General features: G+C 69.4%; 17 protein-coding genes. 6 read left to right on the top strand and 11 right to left on the bottom strand.

What is annotated here, in order from left to right:
* The first annotated feature begins 2 nt into the window (after positions 1-2).
* On the top strand, positions 3-908 hold the full coding sequence (locus KVT44_RS09530; protein WP_217566690.1) for a DUF1707 domain-containing protein: 906 nt from the start codon (positions 3-5) through the stop codon (positions 906-908).
* A 13-nt stretch (positions 909-921) separates the two neighbouring features.
* Here the strand turns inward: KVT44_RS09530 and KVT44_RS09525 are convergent, their stop codons facing one another.
* Entirely contained in the window at positions 922-2256 is a 1335-nt protein-coding gene (locus tag KVT44_RS09525; RefSeq protein ID WP_217566689.1) for an SGNH/GDSL hydrolase family protein, read from the bottom strand.
* Between the two features lie 296 nt (positions 2257-2552).
* Between KVT44_RS09525 and KVT44_RS09520 the strand changes: the two genes are divergently transcribed.
* The 3 genes from KVT44_RS09520 to KVT44_RS09510 all read left to right on the top strand — a co-directional run bounded on the left by KVT44_RS09520 (position 2553) and on the right by KVT44_RS09510 (position 6165).
* Positions 2553-3980 (top strand): DUF445 domain-containing protein, encoded by a 1428-nt coding sequence (locus KVT44_RS09520; RefSeq protein ID WP_190173113.1) that lies wholly within the window; start codon positions 2553-2555, stop codon positions 3978-3980.
* A 94-nt stretch (positions 3981-4074) separates the two neighbouring features.
* The gene (locus tag KVT44_RS09515) at positions 4075-5568 is read left to right on the top strand and encodes an MFS transporter (protein ID WP_190173114.1); all 1494 of its coding nucleotides are present in this window, start codon (positions 4075-4077) and stop codon (positions 5566-5568) included.
* Positions 5569-5667: 99 nt separating this feature from the next.
* Positions 5668-6165 carry a hypothetical protein gene (locus tag KVT44_RS09510; RefSeq protein WP_254649138.1) on the top strand — a complete coding sequence of 166 codons (498 nt, stop codon included), beginning with the start codon at positions 5668-5670 and terminating at the stop codon, positions 6163-6165.
* Between the two features lie 66 nt (positions 6166-6231).
* Here KVT44_RS09510 and KVT44_RS09505 read toward each other — a convergent pair whose 3' ends face one another.
* Both KVT44_RS09505 and KVT44_RS09500 read right to left on the bottom strand, forming a co-directional pair.
* Positions 6232-6762, bottom strand: a complete 531-nt coding sequence (locus KVT44_RS09505; RefSeq protein ID WP_190173115.1) for a levansucrase — start codon at positions 6760-6762, stop codon at positions 6232-6234.
* Between the two features lie 16 nt (positions 6763-6778).
* Positions 6779-7312 carry a DUF2269 family protein gene (locus tag KVT44_RS09500; RefSeq protein WP_217566688.1) on the bottom strand — a complete coding sequence of 178 codons (534 nt, stop codon included), beginning with the start codon at positions 7310-7312 and terminating at the stop codon, positions 6779-6781.
* A 194-nt stretch (positions 7313-7506) separates the two neighbouring features.
* Between KVT44_RS09500 and KVT44_RS09495 the strand changes: the two genes are divergently transcribed.
* Positions 7507-8523 (top strand): GlxA family transcriptional regulator, encoded by a 1017-nt coding sequence (locus KVT44_RS09495; RefSeq protein WP_217566687.1) that lies wholly within the window; start codon positions 7507-7509, stop codon positions 8521-8523.
* On the opposite strand, the gene KVT44_RS09490 is transcribed toward KVT44_RS09495, so the two are convergent.
* A complete protein-coding gene (locus tag KVT44_RS09490) occupies positions 8445-8939 on the bottom strand; it encodes a MarR family winged helix-turn-helix transcriptional regulator (protein WP_099922451.1) in 495 nt (164 codons plus the stop codon). The genes KVT44_RS09495 and KVT44_RS09490 overlap by 79 nt on opposite strands.
* A 95-nt stretch (positions 8940-9034) precedes the next feature.
* Here KVT44_RS09490 and KVT44_RS09485 point away from each other — a divergent pair, with 95 nt between their 5' ends.
* Entirely contained in the window at positions 9035-9418 is a 384-nt protein-coding gene (locus KVT44_RS09485) for a tautomerase family protein (RefSeq protein WP_099922452.1), read from the top strand.
* Positions 9419-9529: 111 nt separating this feature from the next.
* On the opposite strand, the gene KVT44_RS09480 is transcribed toward KVT44_RS09485, so the two are convergent.
* The 7 genes from KVT44_RS09480 to KVT44_RS09450 form a co-directional block, all read right to left on the bottom strand.
* Positions 9530-9832, bottom strand: a complete 303-nt coding sequence (locus KVT44_RS09480) for a hypothetical protein (protein WP_075029125.1) — start codon at positions 9830-9832, stop codon at positions 9530-9532.
* Positions 9833-9930: 98 nt separating this feature from the next.
* Positions 9931-14046 (bottom strand): discoidin domain-containing protein, encoded by a 4116-nt coding sequence (locus tag KVT44_RS09475; RefSeq protein WP_217566686.1) that lies wholly within the window; start codon positions 14044-14046, stop codon positions 9931-9933.
* A 324-nt stretch (positions 14047-14370) separates the two neighbouring features.
* A complete protein-coding gene (locus KVT44_RS09470) occupies positions 14371-15717 on the bottom strand; it encodes a DUF222 domain-containing protein (protein WP_308313939.1) in 1347 nt (448 codons plus the stop codon).
* A gap of 573 nt (positions 15718-16290) precedes the next feature.
* Positions 16291-16896 carry a DUF5753 domain-containing protein gene (locus KVT44_RS09465; protein ID WP_217566685.1) on the bottom strand — a complete coding sequence of 202 codons (606 nt, stop codon included), beginning with the start codon at positions 16894-16896 and terminating at the stop codon, positions 16291-16293.
* 39 nt (positions 16897-16935) lie between these two features.
* Complete coding sequence (locus tag KVT44_RS09460) at positions 16936-17364, bottom strand: hypothetical protein (protein WP_217566684.1); 429 nt, start codon at positions 17362-17364, stop codon at positions 16936-16938.
* Between the two features lie 90 nt (positions 17365-17454).
* Positions 17455-17892, bottom strand: a complete 438-nt coding sequence (locus KVT44_RS09455) for a hypothetical protein (RefSeq protein ID WP_217566683.1) — start codon at positions 17890-17892, stop codon at positions 17455-17457.
* 590 nt (positions 17893-18482) lie between these two features.
* On the bottom strand, positions 18483-18938 hold the full coding sequence (locus tag KVT44_RS09450) for a hypothetical protein (RefSeq protein WP_217566682.1): 456 nt from the start codon (positions 18936-18938) through the stop codon (positions 18483-18485).
* Positions 18939-18974: the final 36 nt, after the last annotated feature.

The following is an 18974-nucleotide window of genomic DNA, read 5'->3' as shown; positions in this document are numbered from 1 at the left end:
CCATGACCGAGGATGCGCCTTCCAGGGGAAGCGACGACCAGCGACCGACGCCGCCGGACCCCGGATCCCCGAGCGCGGAGCTGCGGGCCTCCGACGCCGATCGTGAACGAGTCGCCGAACAGCTGCGGGACGCTCTCGCGGAGGGCCGCCTCGACATGGAGGAGTTCGAGGAGCGGCTGGAAGCGGCGTTCAAGGCACGGACGTACAGGGAACTGGCGCCGCTCACCCGCGATCTGCCGGGCGCGCACGCCGCGGCCCCGATCTCCATGGTCAAGCAGCCCGAGGAGAGCGGGAGTTGGGCGGGGCGGATCGTCGGCGGCGAGGGCTCGTCCTCGTGGGGTGTCGCGATCCTGTCGGGCTTCGAGCGCAAGGGCCGCTGGACGGTCCCCAAGCGCTTCAACTCCTTCGCCTTCATGGGCGGCGGTGAGATCGACCTGCGCGAGGCGAACTTCGCGGACCGCGAGGTCGTCGTCAACGTCGTCGCCGTCATGGGCGGCGTGAACGTCATCGTGCCGCCCGGCGTCGAGGTCGTCGTCCGCGGCATCGGCATCATGGGCGGCTTCGACCACCGCGAGGAGGGGCGGGCCGGAGACCCGGGCGCCCCGCGCGTGATCGTCACGGGCTTCGCCTTCTGGGGCGGCGTCGGCGTGGAGCGCAAGCTGACCCGTGCCGAGCGGCTGCGCCTGAAGGAGGAGCGCCGCCAGGAGAAGCTGGAGCGCAAGAGCGCCCGCAAGGAACTGGAGGGTTCACGGCGGGACGGCCTCGGCGACATGTTCGACGCCCTGGACGACGCCCACGACCTCATCCGCGAACGCCACGAGGAACGCAGGGAGCGCCAGGAGGAGCGCAGAGAACGGCACCGGGGGCGCAGGGACGAGCGGCATCGGCGGAGGCACGGCGGCTATTAGTCTCCGGCCGAGGTCACAGCTCCGCAGGCGCCGCCCCCTTCAGGTCCCCGATCTCGAACACCTCCGCCATCCGCTTGTACCCCTTGTCACTGGGGTGCAGATGGTCCCCGGAGTCGTAATCGGACCGCAGTCGCCGCGGATCGTAGGGATCCCGCAACGCCTCGTCGAAGTCGACGACGGCGTCGTACACCTTCCCCGCCCGGATCTCCGCGTTGACGGCCCGGCGCACGGCGTCACGCGAGCGCGAGTACCCGCGGTGCCCCCCGAAGGGCATCAGCGTCGCCCCGACGACCCGCAGCCCGCGCGCGTGCGCCCGCCGCACCATCTCCCGCAGCCCGTCGGTGACTGCCACCGGATCGACCTGGCCCTGGTTGCGCAGGATGTCGTTGACGCCGAGGTCGATGACGACGGCCTTGACGTTCGTACGGCCGAGCACGTCGCGTTCGAGACGGTTCAGACCGCTCGGGTTGTCGGCGGGCCGGCCGAGCCCTTCGGCCAGGACCTGGTTGCCGCTGATGCCCTGGTTGACGACGCTGTAGCGAGGTACGTCCCCGGTGCCGGCCGCGGCGCGCAGCCGGTCGGCGAGGACGTCCGTCCAGCGGTGGTTGGCGCCCTCCGTGGAGGTGATGCCGTCGGTGATCGAGTCGCCCAGGGCGACGACGGTGCCGACGGATTCGTCGCTCAGTACGTCGAGCGCGGTGAGGTAGCGCCAGTGCGGGGTCTGCTCGGTGTACGCGGTGGCGGTCACGTCCTCGGTGCGGTCGCCCTGGGCGGCGTAGGAGATCTGCCGTGCGTGCGGGTGGTAGGTGACCGGGCCGGACGGAGTCGGGGAGTAGGTGGTCACGAGGACGTCGGAGTCGCGCGGGACGCGCACGCGCACGGCGTCGCTGATGATCTGCTGTCCGGCCGGGACGACCACGGTGGTGCTGCCGGAGAAGGTGAGGCGGCGCATGGTGTCGGCCACCGCCGCCGCGTCGTTCTCGGCCGCGGCGACGGCGATCGAGGCGTGCGTGATGTTCAGCGGCTGCTGTCCGTAGAGGTTGGACAGGGTGATGCGGGCTTCGGTGCCGCCGACGTCCGTGTGCACGACGTTGCGCAGGGAGCGGCCCGTCATGCCGTTCGTCTCGGTGCCGGGCTCGGCTGCGGCGGGGGAGGCCGACCAGGTGCCGACCCAGGTGCCGGCGGAGGCGGGGGCGGCCGAGTCGCGCGGGGCGCGGTTGTCGGCGGTGGCGTTGCGGGTGCCGCCGGTGCCGTCGTCGGCGGCGACACCCACGTATATGGCTCCGGATATGGCCACGATCGTGGCGATGACGGCGGCCAGCAGGGCATAACCGTGACGCTTGGTCATGCGGTGCGTGTCTCCTCGGGCGAGGGGAGCCCGAGGCTCCGAAGTGATGATCACATGATGGGGTACACGGTGGGGAGGAAAACGACGGGACCCCCCTCCCGCGGCCTCGAACGACCCGGAGACGCCCCGGAGGTGCCCCTGAGACGCCCCCGAGATTTCCCGGAGACGGCCCCAGGATTCCCCTGAGTTCCCCCCGTCCGAACAGACGCAGGGAACTCCTGTTCCGTTCCGGGAGTCGGTCAGGAAGGGACAATGTGTACGGAGCCCTCGGACGGCTCGGCGAACGGGTGGAGTGAATGGAACGAACAGAACCGGAAGACGCGGGCGCCGAAGGGCTGTCCGCCCGGCCCGGCGCCCCCGGCAACCGCGCGACGACCGCCGTCGACCAGGCCGAACGCACGACGACCGGCCCCGGCCGGGAGCGGCGCGCGACGACAGCCCCCGGTCCGACGAACCGCGCGATGACCTCGTTCAGCCCCGCCGACGAGGAGAAGCGTCGCGGTGTCCGCCAGATGAAACTGACGGCCACCGGCCTGCTGCTCTTCGTCGCCTTCGTGTACGTCCTCGCGAAGTGGGCGTCCCACGAGGGCGCCGGAGCCTGGGCCGGTTATGTCGCGGCGGCCGCCGAGGCCGGCATGGTCGGCGCGCTCGCCGACTGGTTCGCGGTCACGGCCCTCTTCCGCCACCCGCTCGGCCTGCCCATCCCGCACACCGCGATCATCCCCACCAAGAAGGACCAGCTGGGCGTCTCGCTCGGCGAGTTCGTCGGCGAGAACTTCCTCTCCTCCGACGTCGTACGACAGCGCCTGCGCGCCGTCGGCATCGGCAGCCGTCTCGGTGCCTGGCTCGCCGAACCGGACCACGCCGACCGGGTCACCGCCGAGCTCGCCGCCGCGCTCAGAGGCGCCCTGACCGTGCTGCGCGACTCCGACGTGCAGGCGGTGGTCGGAGAGGCGATCACCCGCCGTGCCGACGCCCAGGAGATCGCGCCCGGCATAGGGAAGATGCTGGAGAAGATCGTCGCGGACGGCGGCCACAAGCGGGTCGTGGACCTGGTCTGCCTCCGCGCCCACGACTGGCTGGTGCTCCACGACGAGCAGGTCATGGACGCGATCCAGGGCGGCGCGCCCGGCTGGACCCCGCGCTTCGTCGACAAGAAGGTCGGCGAGCGGGTCTACAAGGAGCTGCTCCGCTTCGTCACCGAGATGCGCGACGCCCCCTCCCACCCGGCCCGCGGCGCCCTCGACCGCTTCCTCACCGACTTCGCCTCCGACCTCCAGTCCGACACCGACACCCGCGCGCGCGTGGAGCGCCTGAAGGGCGAGGTGCTCGGCCGCGGCGAGGTCCAGGACCTGATCGCCTCCGCCTGGACGGCCGTACGGTCCATGATCGTGTCCGCCGCCGAGGACGAGCGCAGTGAGCTGCGGCTGCGCGTGCGGGCCTCCCTGCTCTCGCTGGGCGCCCGCATGGCCACCGATCCCAAGCTCCAGGCCAAGGTCGACCGGTGGGTCGAGGGCGCGGCGGTGTACGTGGTGACGACGTACCGGACCGAGATCACCTCCCTCATCACCGACACGGTGGCCGGTTGGGACGCCGAGCACACCACCAGGAAGATCGAGGCCCACATCGGCCGTGACCTGCAGTTCATCCGGATCAACGGCACGGTGGTGGGCTCGTTGGCCGGGTTGCTGATCTATACGGTGTCGCGGATCGTGGGGGCGTAGATCCCTCTCGGGAGGGTGTGACCGCACTCGGGCGGGCGTAGGCCGTGCTCCGGAGGGAACCCGGGCAGGCGTCGCTCGACGAGGAGGGAGCCTCATGTCCACCGTTGAGGAGAAGGGCCGGGGGGAAGGCCGGGATCAAGCCGGGGGCCTGGTCACCACCGCCGTTCCCGCCCGTCTCGACCGCCTCCCGTGGTCACGCTGGCACTGGACCGTGGTGATCGGCCTCGGCACCGTGTGGATCCTCGACGGCCTGGAAGTCACGATCGTCGGCAACATCGCCGGACGCCTCTCCGAGCCCGGCAGCGGCCTGCCGATCACCTCCGCGCAGGTCACCGGCACCGCGGCCGCCCTCTATGTCGCCGGCGCGTGCGTGGGGGCGCTGTTCTTCGGCCGCCTCACCGACCGCTTCGGCCGCAGGAAACTGTTCATGGTCACCCTGGCGGTGTATCTGGGGGCCACGGCCCTGACCGCCGTCTCCTTCGAGCCCTGGTGGTTCTTCACCTTCCGTTTCCTCACGGGCTTCGGCATCGGCGGCGAGTACGCGGCCATCAACTCCGCGATCGACGAGCTGATCCCCTCCCAGTACCGCGGCCGGGTCGACCTGATCATCAACGGCAGCTTCTGGCTGGGCGCGATCGGCGGCTCCCTGTTGTCGATCGTCGCGCTGGACACCGCCCTCTTCCCGGCGAACATCGGCTGGCGGCTGACCTTCGCCCTCGGCGTGGTCCTCGGCCTGGTCATCCTCCTCGTACGCCGCAATGTCCCGGAGAGCCCACGGTGGCTGCTGATCCACGGCAGGCAGGAGGAGGCCGAGCAACTGGTGGCGTCGGTGGAGGAACGGGTCCGCGCCGACCTCGGCGGCCGCGAACTGCCGCCCCCCGCCGGGGAGATCACCATCCACCAGCGCAAGACCATCGGCTTCCTCACCATCGCCCGCACGGTCCTCGCGACCTACCGCAAACGCGCCGCGCTCGGCCTCTCCCTCTTCATCGGCCAGGCGTTCCTCTACAACGCGATCACCTTCGGCTTCGGCGCGATCCTGACCAAGTTCTACGACATTCCGGTGGGCTCCACCGGCTACTACTTCGCCGTGATCGCGCTCGGCAACTTCCTCGGCCCGCTGCTGCTCGGCACGCTCTTCGACACGGTCGGCCGCCGCCGGATGATCTCGTCGACGTACCTGCTCTCCGGGCTGCTGCTGTTCGGCACCGCCTGGCTGTTCGGCCGGGGCTCGCTGAGCGCGGTGACCCTGACGGCCTGCTGGTGCGTGGCCCTCTTCTTCGCCTCGGCGGGCGCGTCGAGCGCCTACCTCACGGTCTCCGAGATCTTCCCCATGGAGACCCGCGCGATGGCCATCGCCTTCTTCTACGCCATCGGCACGGCGGCCGGCGGCATCAGCGGACCGCTGGTCTTCGCGGACCTCACCCAGTCCGGCGTGGTCGGCGACACCGTGCTGGCCTTCCAGATCGGCGCGGGCCTGATGTGCGCGGCGGGCCTGGTCGCCGCGTTTCTGGCGGTGAACGCCGAACGGCGCTCGCTGGAGGACATCGCGCCCCCGCTGTCGACGGTGGCACCCGCCGACTCTTGAGTACGGGAACCGAGTTCGGGCTGAGTCCGGGAAATGAGTACGGGAACCTGAGTACGCGTACTCTGTCGGGCCGCCGCCCGGGCGGCAACCCTCGTACGTATGACCGAGAAGCTGTTAGGCCCTCTGCGAACGCGCCCCTGGCCGGAACGCTGGCTGACGCGCGTGCTCGGCGCCGCCCTGTCCGGCGCGGCGTACCTCCTCTGCCTCCCCTGGGACCTGCGCAACCGTCCCGGGGCGACCGGGTCGGTCACCGAGGCGACCTCGGTGACCGTCCTCGGCGCCGTCCTCCTCGGCGTGGCCCTGCTGCTCCTGGCCGCCTACCTCGGCCGCCGGGACGCGCTGGCCTGGCCGTTGCTGCTGGTGGCGGGACCACCGGCAGCGCTCATGTACATCTCCTTCCACTCCCACCCGGAGCCCCCGGACGCGGCGGTCTGGCCGCTCACCTGGGCGTTCTTCACGCTGGTGGTCGCGGCGGGGGTGCTGATCGCGACGGCGGTGGCGAGGCGGTACCGGGCGGCGGACTGGGCGAGTTCCTCGGGCTCCGGCGACTCCTGGGACTCGTCGGACGAGGCGCTCAGCCTCGCCCAGTGGTGGTGAACGCCCGGCGGGGGGAGGACTCGCGGACCGTTGAAGTGACGATTCACGGGCCGAGGAAGCGACGATTCACGGACCGTAGAAGTACCGCGAGCCCTTCTCGATGAAGTACGTGGCGTAGATGCGCCCGAGGGCCGGCTTGCCGCGGTACATGCCCACGTACGGGCGGGAGGTGTCGACCACGACGGGCCGTGTCATACAGGCGAACCGGACGCGTTGGCGCTCCTCCGCCCACCGCACGGCGGCCGGGTCGACGCGGTCGCTGACCAGGACGGGGAAGGCGCCGACCCCGTTCTGCAGACCGACGGGCAGGCCGCCCTTGGTGTCCTTGGCGTACTTCGTCACCTGTTCGGTGAAGCCCTCGACGACGGGCACGGTGATCTCCGGAACCGCCGCGGCCACGGTGAACAGATACAGCTTCGTCGCCATCCAGCGCAGCCGGAAGTCCGACCGTCGCCCCACCAGCACGGGCACCCCGGCCCAGTCCTCCCAGCGGGTGGCGCACCCGTCGGCTGTCAGTCGGCCCTCCAGGGTGGCGAGGTAGGCGGCCGGGGCCGAGGGCGTCGACGGATCGTGTGGTCCGTACACCTGTCCATGCATGAGCCGGATCCTAGGGCTAGGCGCCCGTGGTGGACCCCGGTCGGACAATCATCAGGATCGTGACGGTGGCCCAGAGGAGGTTGAAGAGCCCGGTGAACATGGCGAGCCGGGCGGTGTCCCGCGCGCCGACACGGCTCGCTCCGGCGTACGCCGCACCCTGCCCGCCTTCCCCCACGCCTTCCTCTATGGACTCCTCCATGCCCTCCATGCCCTCTATGCCCTCCATGAGCGCGGTCTGCCGGGGCAGGACCAGCGCGGCGAGGACGACGGCGGCCAGGGCCGTCAGCGCGATCGAGACGATCAGCCAGGTGTCGCCGAGCACGCCCATGTTCTTGGCCGTGGCGAACCCGAACACGGGCACGGCGACGCCGACCGTCGCGTACAGACGGCAGATGCGGTGCAGCACCCGCACGGTGGAGAGGGCCTGGGCGTCTCCGGGCTCGGCGAGTGCCTTGCGCGCACTGGGCGGGAACATGCTGGCGGCGACGGTGACGGGTCCGACCGCGACGATCGCGGCGAGGACGTGCACGGCGAGAAGGAACTTGTTCACGGGCTGACGCTAGGGGTGCGCACGATCTTGCAGAAGCGGCACTTCTGCCAGGGTCCAACGGATTCTCGCCACCCACCGCGCCACAAGGAATCGGCGGCCCGAAAGCAGTACTACGAGCACTACGGCACAGTAGGCGCCCTGCGAGGCTACGAGCCCCCCTTGGCCACAATCCGCCGTATGCCTACGCTCTGGCCATGCACACCGTGGCCGTACTGGCGCTCGACCAGGTCATCCCGTTCGACCTCTCCGCCCCGATCGACACCTTCGGCTGGGCCCGGCTGCCGGACGGCCGGGAGCCCTACCGGATCCGGGTCTGCTCGCCGACGGCGGACGAGGAGGTGAGCGCGGGCCCGTTCACGATCCGCGCCCCCTACGGCCTGGAGGCGCTGGCCGAGGCCGACACGATCATCCTGCCCGGCGTCGCCGACCCGGTCGCCCCGCTCCCGCCGGGCGTGACGGAGGCGCTGCGCGCGGCGGCCGCGAACGGCACCCGGATCGCCTCGATCTGCGTGGGCGCCTTCGTCTTCGCCGCCACCGGCCTGCTGGACGGGCTGCGCGCCACCACCCACTGGGTCGCGGCGCAGAACCTGGCGGCCAGATACCCCGCCGTGACCGTCGACCCGAACGTCCTCTACGTCGACAACGGCCAGTTCCTCACCTCGGCGGGCGCGGCCGCCGCCCTCGACATGTGCCTGCACATGATCCGCAACGACCACGGTTCGGCGGTCGCCGCGCACGCGGCCCGGATGTCGGTCATGCCGCTCGAACGGGAGGGCGGCCAGGCCCAGTTCATCATCCACGACCAGCCCCCGGTACCGGCCGGCACCACGATGGAGCCCCTCCTCGCCTGGCTGGAGGAGAACGCGGAGCGCGAGCTGACCCTGGAGGACATCGCCGCCCACGCCGGCATGAGCACCCGTACGCTCAACCGCCGCTTCCGTGACCAGACCGGCACCACACCGCTCCAGTGGCTGCACCGCGCCCGGGTCCGCCGCGCCCAGTACCTCCTGGAGACGACCACGTACCCGGTCGAACGCATCGCGACCCAGGCGGGGTTCGGCTCACCGACGGCGTTCCGGGAGCGGTTCAAGCGGGTGGTGGGAACGAGCCCGTACGCGTACCGCCGGGCATTTCAGGGAACGGGCCCCTCGGTCACGCTCTCGGTCCCGGCCTCGGGCGCGGAGTCCGTCTCCGCCGCCGCGGCCTCATAGGCGCGCAAGGTGTCGATGACCAGCTGCCGCTGATCGGGGGTCAGCGGTTCCAGCGCCTGACGCCAGGCGGTGGCTCCGCGCGCCAACCATGCGGAGATGGAGGGCCGTTGGGCATCGGTGATGCTGACAATGCGTCGCCGGCGATCGGCGGGGTCTTCCCGCCGCTCCAGAATTCCCTTACCGCTCAGCTCGCCGACCATGAGGCTGACGGTGGTCGGCGCGACTTCGAGGCGGGCGGCCAGGTCGTTCACCGTCAGAGGTCCGTCGAAGAGCAGGTACGACAGCAGCGACAGGTGCCGTGGAGCGAGCGCCAGCGACTGGAGCTCCTCGGGCACCGGGATGCGCTTGGCCCGCCCGACCATGCGGGGCATGAGCAGCAGCAGCGCCCTGACCGCGTCGTCGACGCTCGTTGACATCGTCCATCCCTCTAATTAGCTTTGAGGGCAAAGATGCTTTGCTCTCAAAGGGAACCTGGCGTCATGGTACCGATCCACGTGAACGGAGATCACTCATGCCACACCTCACCGTGCAGATCCGCGAGGAGACGCTCGACGGGGACGTCGAAGCGAAGCTCGTCCGGGCGCTGACCGACGCGGTGGCGGCCGTGGTCGGGGAGTGGGCGCGTACGGTCGCGGTCGTGGAACTGTTCGGCGTCCCTGAGCACCGCTGGGGAACCGCGGGTATACCCGGCAAGGCACCCGCACCGCTCGTCACGCTCACCCTGCGCGAAGCGGGCCTGACCCACCCCCAGATCCCCGACGCGCCCGCCCGCTTGATCAGATCCCTGACGGAAGCGGTGACCACGGTCCTCGGCGAGTCCGTACGGGAGCACGTGTCCGTGTTGATCGTGGGTGTTCCAGCCGGACGGTCGGGGGTGGGCGGGGAAGTCGCCTGACCTGGTGCCGACACCGTCGGCTCAGGAAAGGACCGTCGCCGGGCTCGGCGCGAGGGGCGGCCCCGGCGACGACCGTCGTACGTACTCAGGCCCGTACCGTCGCGTACTCGCTCAAGCCCGCCGGTCGGCCACGGCCCACGAGGCGAGGGCCACGGCACCGGCGACGCCGAACACGGAGGGCCAGGCGCCCACCTTCTTGGCCAGCGGGTGGGACCCGGCGAAGGCGGCGACGTACGCGACGGTCAGCGCCCCGGCGGCCTTCCCGCCGGCCTGTCGCCGCCACTGCTGCGCGGCCGTGGCCCCGGCGGCTGCCAGCACCACCCCGCCGAGCTGCCGCTTCTTGGTCCACCGGGCCACGCCGTAGCCGCCGATGAGCCCACCCGCGGCCACCGCCGCGGCCGGTACCTTCGCCATTGCTGCCTCCCGCTCCTGCCTGCGTCTGTCGAACAAACCGAGGCTAACGCGCACGAACGGACGCCCGACGACCGCCCTACCTCCGCCCTGCCTGAGCCCTACCCCCGGGCGACCGTGCGGGGACTGTTGTAGGCGGACACGCTGAGCGCCGGACGGTTCGACGACAGCGCGTGAGCCGGCCAGGACAGGGTGACCGTCCGCGACTCGCCGGGCAGCAGCCAGAGGTAGTTGTCGCTGTACAGCGTCGGCAGGACGCGCTCACCGCTGTGATCGTCCAGCAGCGACAACCGGACCATCGGGGCGAGGGCCGACCCACGGTTCTTGACGACAGCGGTCAGCTCACGTCGAGTACCGGTACCGGTACCGGTACCGGAGTGCGACACGCGGGTGATCGAGGCCGAGAGCCTGACCCGCGGGAGGTCGTTGAGTGCCTTCATCGCGGCAGGGGTCCGATGGCGCCAGTAGGTGTTGGCCGAGAGCGTACGGCCCGTGTGGTCCTCGAGGGTCAGGCGCAGCAGGTGCAGATCGGGCAGGTCGTCGGTCCAGTCCATGGCGAAGGCGGGTGTGGTGGAGGCCGACGCGACATCGACCACGGCTTTCCTGGTCCCGCCGATCCGGCGACCGGCGAGGTCGTGGAGCCGGGCGGTGACGGTCGCGCCCTCGACCTTCCCGCGCGTGTGGTTCACCACGAGGAGCTGCCATTTCAGCGGGTCGGCCTGGACGTGCAGGGGCTCGCAGGCGGTGCGGGCACCGTAGTAGGTGCCGTTGACGTCGAAGTCGTAGTCGTAGGTCTGCCAGACGGTGCTGTGCCAGGCGGGGTGGGACATCCACAGCATGAGGCCGCTGGCGTCGTCCCACAGGTGGGCGTTCCACGCCTCGAACATGCTGCGCGCGTTCTCGTAGTTGACGAACTGCGCCTTGCCGGCGAAGTCGTCGAGGTCCGTCGCGGTGCCCAGACGTGCTTCGATCGCCGCCCGGTACTGCTGCGGAGCCTGATTCCCGTGTTCACTCCAGTCGTGGTAATACCACGCTCCGCCTATCGGCCACTCCTTCTCGTCGCCCACCAGGTTGCGCATGCTCTCGGCGGTGGAGACGACCGGCATGCCGATCTCGGTGTGGAATCCGAAGCTGTTGCTGCCGTAGGTCGACGGGTCGTAGTACTTCTCGGGCTCCACCCAGTTGTAGGGGCCGCCGCCGGTGATGATGCCTCCGGCGGAGTTGTTCTGGTAGAGGATGCCGGGGGCCTGCTGCTCGACGGCGTCGCGCATGCCCTTGTCGATGGCGGCCGGCGGGTCGCCCTCGTTGGCGCCGCACCACACCACCACGCAGGGGTGGACGCGGTAGCGCAGTACGGTGTCGCGCGCGATCGCGTTGAACGCGTCATGGTCCGGCGGATCCATGGCCCAGGCATTGGGGAAGTCGTTCCACACCAGGATGCCGTGTTCGTCGCAACTGGCGTAGAACTCCTCCCGGTTGATGCTGCCGACCCAGTTGCGGATCATCGTGAAGTTCATGTCGCGGTGCATGCGCACCGCCGCGTCCATCCGCTCGGCAGGCATCCGCCGCAGCAGTTCGTCCCAGCCCCAGTTGCCGCCCCGGGCCAGCACCCGAACGCCGTTCACACTGATCTTCAGCGGCACCGGGCTGTTGTCCACGGACTTCACATCCGTCCAGCTGTCACCGTCGGCCGACACCTGGATGACGTACGTCTTCGGATAGGCCTGCTCCCACAGGATGGCCACGCGGTCGAAACTCTGGGCGGAGCCGAGGTCGACCTGGATCCACTGGTGGTCCTCGTACTGCGACGACCACCGGCTGTCGGGGCTGCCGTCGGTCGCGGCGGCGGCCGGATGATCGGACTCCTCCGTGGAGGCCGTGGCCGCCTTGTGCAGTGCCAGGTCGGTGCCCGGACGGGAACTGTCGATCACCGACAGGGACCAGAGGGAGTTGCCCCAACTGGTGTGGCGCACACCACAGTTGATCCGCACGAAGCGGGCGGTATGGGCGGTGAAGTCCTCCACCTGCAGGCTCGCCCGGTCGGTGTTGAACGGCAGCGGTACGGCGGTGTTGTCGACGGACTTCACGTCCGTCCAGGTCGAGTCGTCCGTGGACACCTGGACCACGTACGTCCGGGCGTAGGCCTGTTCCCACACGAGGTCGACGCCGTCGAAGGACTGCTGGGAGCCCAGGTCCACGCGGATCCACTGATCGTCCTGGTAGGCCGAGGACCAGCGGGTGCCGGGATCACCGTCGGTGACGTTGCCGGGGCCGTGGTCGTCGCCGTCCGTCGTGGAGGAGGTGGCGCTCGCGTGCAGGGCGAGGTCGGTGCCCGGTCTGCCGCTGTCGGTCACGGACAGGGTCCACAGGGAGCTGCCCCAGTCGGTGGCCCTGGTCAGGCACCTGACCCGTACATAGCGGGCCTGCTGCCTTCCGACCTCCAGCGACTGGGTGCGGGCGTCGCCGGACGAGGTGAAGGGGAGCGGCACGTCGTACTCGTAGCCGAACTGGCGGATACCGAAGCGGGTGGTGCGCCGGTCGCTCTCCGTCCCGTCGACCGAGGCGGCCAGGGTGAGGTCGTGAAGCGCGGGGCTGCCGAGCCCGTTGGGCCACCACAGTGCGGGGTTGCGCAGCCGCAGCCGGCTGAAGGCGTCCGGGGCGAAGGTGACGTCGACGCTCCGGCCGGCCGGGACGGTGACGGCCTTGGAGACACGTACGTCGCCGAAGGACGCGGAGACGGTCGTGGTGTGCTCGGCCGTATCGGCGTTACGGACCGGGACGGTGAGGGTCAGTTCGGCGACGGAGGTGTCGGGCAGATCCGGCAGAACCGTATCCACCCGGGGGTCGCCGATGACCACGGGCCCCGTGGACCTCAGCCGGACATGGTTCCAGATCCCCGAGACCCGGTCCCGAACGGCGGGCATCCAGTCCCATCCCGAAGCGGCCAGATACGTGGGCGAGTTGAGGTTCATCTGACCCGCGCCCGCGTCCACCCAGGACTCCCCGGCGGGACCCTTGTCCCCCGGGCTGCCGGGGACGGGCATCGGCGTGATCTTCACCGCCAGCGCGTTCTCGCCCTTCTCGGCGATCCACTCCGTCACGTCATGGGCTGAGCGGGCGAACGGGTAGGTGAGCCCTCCCACCTGGTGGCCGTTGAGCCAGATGTCGGCCTGATGGTTGATGCCGTCGAACTCCAGCCAGACCCTGCGGCCATGACCGGTGCGCAGACCGGACGGCAGGTCGAAGTCGCGCTTGTACCACCAGGAATGGCGGGAGAGCGCCTCAGGGATGTGCAGATTGTTCAGACCGGCGACCGGGTCCGGGAGCTTTCCCTGATCGACGAGTGAGGCGAGGACCGTGCCGGGCACGGTCGCGGGCAGCCAGCCGCTGGTGTCCACGGTCGGCTTCGACAGGTCGGGGCCCTCGCCGTCGGCCCAGTCGTCCAGGGTCAGCCGCCAGCCGGACTCCAACGGCACCGTGCCGTCCGCCGCGACGGCCAGCCCGGGAGCCTCGCCGTGGTGGGTCCCCCAGTCGGTCCAACCGGTGACCGCGGGACGCCGCCCGCCAGCCGTGCCGTACACCTCGAAACCGTTCAGCCCGAGCGGGTTGGGACTGGACCGCCGCTGAGCCGTCATCCGCACCCACCGCGCCGTCACGGACCGGGTCAGCGGAATGTCCACCACCCCACCCGTACCGGCGGTCGTGCGGTACACACTCGTCCAGGAGCTGCCGTCCCTGGACGTCTCGACCACGAAGGCGAGCGCGTAACTGGACAGGATCTCCTTGCCAGTGGTGCCGTCCGCCTTGTTGCCGGTGGCGGGGGGCGTGAAGACCGGATCGCTCGCGTCGGCCTCGAAGGTGAGCCGGACCCGCGTCACCTGGCAGTCGGCCTGAAGATCCACCGAGATCCACTGCGGATCGTCCCCCGCCGCCGCGCGCCATCCGCTTCCCCGGACCCCGGGCGAGGCGAGACGGTCGACCACGAACTCGCCCGGAGTCGGCGCGTAGTCCGTCGAGGAGACCTCGACGGGGCGGTAGGCGGCGAGTTCACCGGACGACGCCGCCGCGGTGAGCGCGTCACCGCGCCCGGCGGCCGTGCTCGTCACCGGGAACAGAGCGCTTAGACCGAACCCGCCGAGAAGAGTCGAACCCGTGGTGACCACCGACCGCCGGGAAGGACCGGAAGGATCCCGCGGCGCATGTGACTGACCTGCCATGAACGTGAGTCCCATCAGAAAACAGCGCGGCCGACGAACACGCGGAGGCGCCGGAGCCGTTGGCATGACAACGTTGCCAGAGTGTCTGACAACGTTGCCAAAGGTGGCTCCGCGCCCAAGCTCCTGTCAAGACCTCGCACACGATCACCGTGCTCCGACGGCACGATCACCCTGCCCCAATGCGTTCACCACACGCAGAGCAGCAAGTCGCCCTGCGGCCAAGGGAGTCATGAAGCGGATCGCGGAACCTCCGGTGCGCAGCCCCAAGGCGTGGCCTTCGCTGAAAGCCGTCCGCCGAACCAGCGAACCAGAACGGTTGATCGCTCACTCCCGATAAACGGGTGGCGCATTCCTGTACGTATGCCCGGTGGGACTCGTCCAACTGGCAATCCCCGTATGCGGATCCCGCGTCACCCTCCACCCGGGATGGTGGGTCTTCAGCCGATGATGCCGCCGACACAACGGCTGCAGATTCTCGGGAACCGTCAGCCCACCCGCCTCAGGACGCTCGTGATCGAACGGCTCGACGTGATCGACATCGCAGCGATGCGCAGGCATCCGACAACTGGGAAAGGCGCAGTGCTGGTCGCGGGCAATGACCTGCCGCTCGGCATCAGCCGTGGGCCGATAGGTGGTCGGATCGACCTTCACGAGCAGCCCACTGCCAGGATCAGTAATGAGCCTCCGCCAGATCGTCCCCGGAGCAAAAGCGACCTCACGCGCCTGCCCTGCGGTGATGGGCCCGTACCCCTTCAGCTCGGCAGGCCCGTCCTCGGCCCCCACCAGAACATCAAGCGGCACCGTGACCTGCACGACGGCGGCAGCCCGCCCCCGCACCGGACTCGCACAATCTCCCACCACACCATTCCGGTTGACCACGAGGTCGTACAACGCGTCGGCACGCTTCTGCGCCAGAGTCCGCCCGTCATTGCCGAACGTGGCCGCATGCGCATCGACGGCCTGTCCCATCTCGGCAGCCTGCTCAGCAGGAAGGACGGCGCCGAAGAGAGCCATTCCATCCTCTCGCGGATAAAGGACAGTCTCCCGATCCGTCTTGCGCCGCCGATGCCGCTCCTCGGCCCCGTCCGGATCGGCCTTATGAATCTGCCGACGCAACAAGGCCCGCGCCTGCCCGACGGCCAACTCCGGCATCTTCGCGACTACGACGGCCTCAACCTGCCCAGCCGTCTCCGGCTCGAGAACCGCACACAATTCCGTGACGGCCTCAGCCTGCAGATAGGAGATCTCCCCGCGCTTCAGCAATTCCAGAGTCGCCGGATACCGAGCGCACAGCTGCTGCGCCACGTCGAGCCGCCGCGAAGCGGTGCCGCCGGCCAGCCGCAAGACACAAGCCACTTCATCGCTCGCGGCATCCCACTCCCGCAGCAGCCGAGCATCGAACGCCTCACCGGCCGCGGCAGCATCGGCCCCAGAATCCGCGTTCTCCCCAATCGCCGCCAGCACCTCGACCTGCATCCCCTGAAGCCACGCAAGATGCCGCTCGAACACAGCCAGGGCATCAATCCGCCCCCGCGCCGAAAGCCGCTCACCGGCCAACTCGACCAGCAACCCCAGGGTCTCCACCGAAGGCGCGCACGACCGCAATTCAGCGATCCACTCATCTGCCACCGCAGACGACACATCAACTTCGGACTCCACCACAACAGCCACCGCGCTCACCCCCGTCCCCCATGAGAGCGCCGAACCTCACCCACCCACCAACGGCCCGACCCCTCCATTATCGCTCACGGAGAGTGATATCCCCAGCTCATTGCCGCATTTCATCCGTCAGAATGATCCACCCCGGAACCGGGAACTCCGCCTGTCGCCGGCCAGCCTCCAGCCCAGGCAGCACCCCACGCCTGCCGGTGCCACGCCGAGATCACGAGCACCCTGGTCCACCCCAGACGCGCTCGCGCCCCGCCCACCATCCAGAAGCCGCCAAACCAACCCGGCGTGCGCGGAAGGCCATAGGCGTTCCCCGAGCCACAGATTTCCGGCACCCGGCAACGCGAAGAAACCCCACCCGCGCCTCCCCCTTTCGGGCCGCCCGGCCAAGAGCACTCCGCGGTGGAGGGGTGAGGGTCAAGAGTGGAGCGAAGCGCAATCGGCGCAGCCGACGCCCGAAGGGCGCTCTTGACGCTCATCCCGGAACCGCCACACTCAGCAAAACCGGGCGGCCTTGGGTGCCTTGATGCCAACGTGACGCGAGCGGGCGTGATCGTCGCCGCGGCGACGGATCAGTTAGTCGTTGCTCCAGAACACCAGGGCCTTGGTGATCAGGTCCTTGGCGGCGTCGTCGTAACAGGCGACGCTGCTCAGAGCGTTGAATGCCTTGTCGTGGAGCGCGAGTTCATCCGGCTCGGTGACGTCCACGCCGGTGGAGACGAGTTCGTAGTGAACTCTGGCATCGTCGTACACACTGAAGCCGGGCATAGGGATCACGTTCACCTCGGCAGTGGCGGCCAGGACGCCGAGGGAGAGCGAGGGCAGGTCGATGTCCCTGAGAAGCCGTTCCATCTGCTCGCGCATCACCTCCGGCCCACCGATGTTCGTGTACAGAGCCTGTTCGCCGAGGATCACGTCGTAGTGGTGCTCACCGTGGTACAGCACCTGCTGCCGCTCCATCCGCTTGGCCACCCCTGCCGGCACATCGTCCGGAACCTCGAGGAATTCGACGACCCGGCGGAGGATCACGGTCGCGTAGGCCTCGGTCTGGAGGGTGCCCCAGATCATCGTGGGGACGTACCCCTTGCCATGCCGAGTCTGTTGGTACCAGCGGATCACCTCGTCCTGGATGTCTTCAGTGCCACTGGACAAACGCTGTTGCCACGGGACGGAATGGGTCACCGCCCCTCCCTTCAGCCGATGACAGTGAATCCGGGGCGTTCATACGTGGTGTGGCGCGGTGGTTCGTGAAGCCACCACATCGTCCCCCGACCGCGCAGCGAGGCTCAACAGCGCGATCCGGCCGGTCATCAGGACGTCGTGATTGGCGAAGAGCGCGTCGAGTTCGAAGCGTCGGCGGATGTACGCCGTCCAAGTCGCGGCGAGCAGGTTTCTGTACGACGCGACCGTCCGGGCGCGGCTCGCCTGCGTGAGGATCCAGCGGGCCTGCTCCCCGCCAGAGTTACGCCCACCGAGGTCGCGAGCCAGGCGCCACAGTTCGTCGCCGTCGCCCTGTTCGTCGACGACGGTGACGAGCCCGATGTCACCTAGGCAGCGCTCATCGCTGGACTGGGTGGTGTAGGCGATGGTGAGGCTCTCAAGAGGGAAGACGGTCACGCGGCTGGTCGCGGTCAGCTCGGTCAGGGGCATGGGGGCGAGTCCGTTCTGGCGCGGGGAGAGGCGGACGGGCCGGCCCCAGGGGAAGGCCGACCCGCCCTGTGTGAGGGGTGGGATCGCTGCTCAGCAGCAGGGACCGTCGCCGCAGCAGGCGGGCGGGTTGCAGTCGGCCGCCGTACCCCACAAGCGCTCGTCGACGTCGAATCCCGCCGCTCGGATCTTTCTGACGACGTCCGTCATCAGGCCATGTGTACGGGTCTTGCCGTTCGGCTGGTGATGCAGGAAGTAGCCGAAGTTCCGGTCACACCAGTCGGCGTACCAGTCGGTGTGCAGGATGAGCGTGTGCCAGCCTGGGTCGACCTGCTGGGATGGGGCCATGGCGGCGCCCTCGCCAGTCGTGCCCATCACGTAGACGAGGGTGAGCGCCTGGTCGACGACACGGTCGGCAACGCAACGTTCGAGGCCGTACTCGGCGGCGCAGAACGCGGCGAGCATGTCGTATTCGGTGTCGGTGACTAGTGAGCGTCCGGTGCGGGGCTGGGCGGCTACGGGGGTGGTCATCGCGGCGCCTCCTTCGGGCTCGTGCCGCTCCTGGGCGGGGTCGGGACCAGCGTGTTCACGGAGCCTGTTGGGGTTGTGCAGAGCACGGGTTCACCTCACAGTGGAAGGACCTTCGGGTAGCCCTCTGCCTGAGTCCTGGATGCCTGTCGAGTACTCGGGAGAGGGATCTTGCGACCCGCCGTGCAGCGCGTGCTGGCCACGCTTGGGGGTGCTTCAGCTCGAACGTGGAGCGCGGCGGGAGTCAGCCGGGCCCGTCAGATCGGCGTGCACTCGGCAAGGTGCTGATGACACCTTCGACGGGCACGCCGCAAAGGTTGCGACGGGCACTGCTTGTGCAGGTAGATCGTGATTCCATCGGCGGATGACAAGACCTTGTCGTGTCCGTCGTAGTCCTCGCCGACCCGAATCGTCTGGTCACACTTCCCGCAGATCACAGCGAAGACTCTTCTTCCACACCGCTTTCCAGCCGTGGTAGAGCTGCTGCGCTACAGGGCACATCTGGCCAGGCGAGGCCCTGCATTCACGGCAGGTGAGGCAGTGATCAGCGAGGGCGTTGAAAGCATCGACGACATCGTTGGCTGCTTCCGCACTCATCGGGAGTGCTCCGTTCGCGGGCCGTACTGCGCGTCAACTGCGGTCTGGAGTACCTGACGCAGCTGATATGTCGGCGTGAACGGACGATCGGGAGGAGGCCTCACAACCCAGTGCAGGTCCATTTCCCTGGAGTTGAGGGGCGGGACAACGACGTAGGTGGCGGCCCCGCAGGCGGTCGTCTCACGCACATCCCAGCCGGTCGTCGAGGACGGCTCGGTCAGAAAGTAGTAGATGCGGCTCCACGGATCGCAGATCACTGCTCCCGATGCGTCTCCGAGCAGAGCGAGTGCAGCAGCACCGAGAGCTCGGCCGGTCCGAACGGCGTCGAAGTGGGTGCCGGCCTGGACGTGCCAGAGCGTTCCTTCGGGCGGTAGCCATGGCGGCTGCGCCTTCACGGGGGACTTCACGCTGCCCTCGATGAGGCTGGGCGCGAGCGGGGTTGCTTCAGGCATCCCTGTTCCCATCTGCTGGTTCCAACACGTGGGACA

The organism is Streptomyces sp. GbtcB7 (genome assembly GCF_019091445.1).
In the GTDB taxonomy this organism is placed as follows: Bacteria; Actinomycetota; Actinomycetes; order Streptomycetales; family Streptomycetaceae; genus Streptomyces; species Streptomyces mirabilis.
This window is presented reverse-complemented; position numbering and strand designations above follow the sequence as displayed.

What these genes read in the sequence shown, in the direction of transcription:
- KVT44_RS09455 (WP_217566683.1), bottom strand. Translation starts at nt 17,892, where the DNA reads ATGACCACCCCCGTAGCCGCCCAGCCCCGCACCGGACGCTCACTAGTC.
- KVT44_RS09515 (WP_190173114.1), top strand. Translation starts at nt 4,075, where the DNA reads ATGTCCACCGTTGAGGAGAAGGGCCGGGGGGAAGGCCGGGATCAAGCC.
- KVT44_RS09505 (WP_190173115.1), bottom strand. Translation starts at nt 6,762, where the DNA reads ATGCATGGACAGGTGTACGGACCACACGATCCGTCGACGCCCTCGGCC.
- KVT44_RS09475 (WP_217566686.1), bottom strand. Translation starts at nt 14,046, where the DNA reads ATGGCAGGTCAGTCACATGCGCCGCGGGATCCTTCCGGTCCTTCCCGG.
- KVT44_RS09480 (WP_075029125.1), bottom strand. Translation starts at nt 9,832, where the DNA reads ATGGCGAAGGTACCGGCCGCGGCGGTGGCCGCGGGTGGGCTCATCGGC.
- KVT44_RS09450 (WP_217566682.1), bottom strand. Translation starts at nt 18,938, where the DNA reads ATGCCTGAAGCAACCCCGCTCGCGCCCAGCCTCATCGAGGGCAGCGTG.
- KVT44_RS09490 (WP_099922451.1), bottom strand. Translation starts at nt 8,939, where the DNA reads ATGTCAACGAGCGTCGACGACGCGGTCAGGGCGCTGCTGCTGCTCATG.
- KVT44_RS09525 (WP_217566689.1), bottom strand. Translation starts at nt 2,256, where the DNA reads ATGACCAAGCGTCACGGTTATGCCCTGCTGGCCGCCGTCATCGCCACG.
- KVT44_RS09485 (WP_099922452.1), top strand. Translation starts at nt 9,035, where the DNA reads ATGCCACACCTCACCGTGCAGATCCGCGAGGAGACGCTCGACGGGGAC.
- KVT44_RS09510 (WP_254649138.1), top strand. Translation starts at nt 5,668, where the DNA reads ATGACCGAGAAGCTGTTAGGCCCTCTGCGAACGCGCCCCTGGCCGGAA.
- KVT44_RS09520 (WP_190173113.1), top strand. Translation starts at nt 2,553, where the DNA reads ATGGAACGAACAGAACCGGAAGACGCGGGCGCCGAAGGGCTGTCCGCC.
- KVT44_RS09495 (WP_217566687.1), top strand. Translation starts at nt 7,507, where the DNA reads ATGCACACCGTGGCCGTACTGGCGCTCGACCAGGTCATCCCGTTCGAC.
- KVT44_RS09530 (WP_217566690.1), top strand. Translation starts at nt 3, where the DNA reads ATGACCGAGGATGCGCCTTCCAGGGGAAGCGACGACCAGCGACCGACG.
- KVT44_RS09460 (WP_217566684.1), bottom strand. Translation starts at nt 17,364, where the DNA reads ATGCCCCTGACCGAGCTGACCGCGACCAGCCGCGTGACCGTCTTCCCT.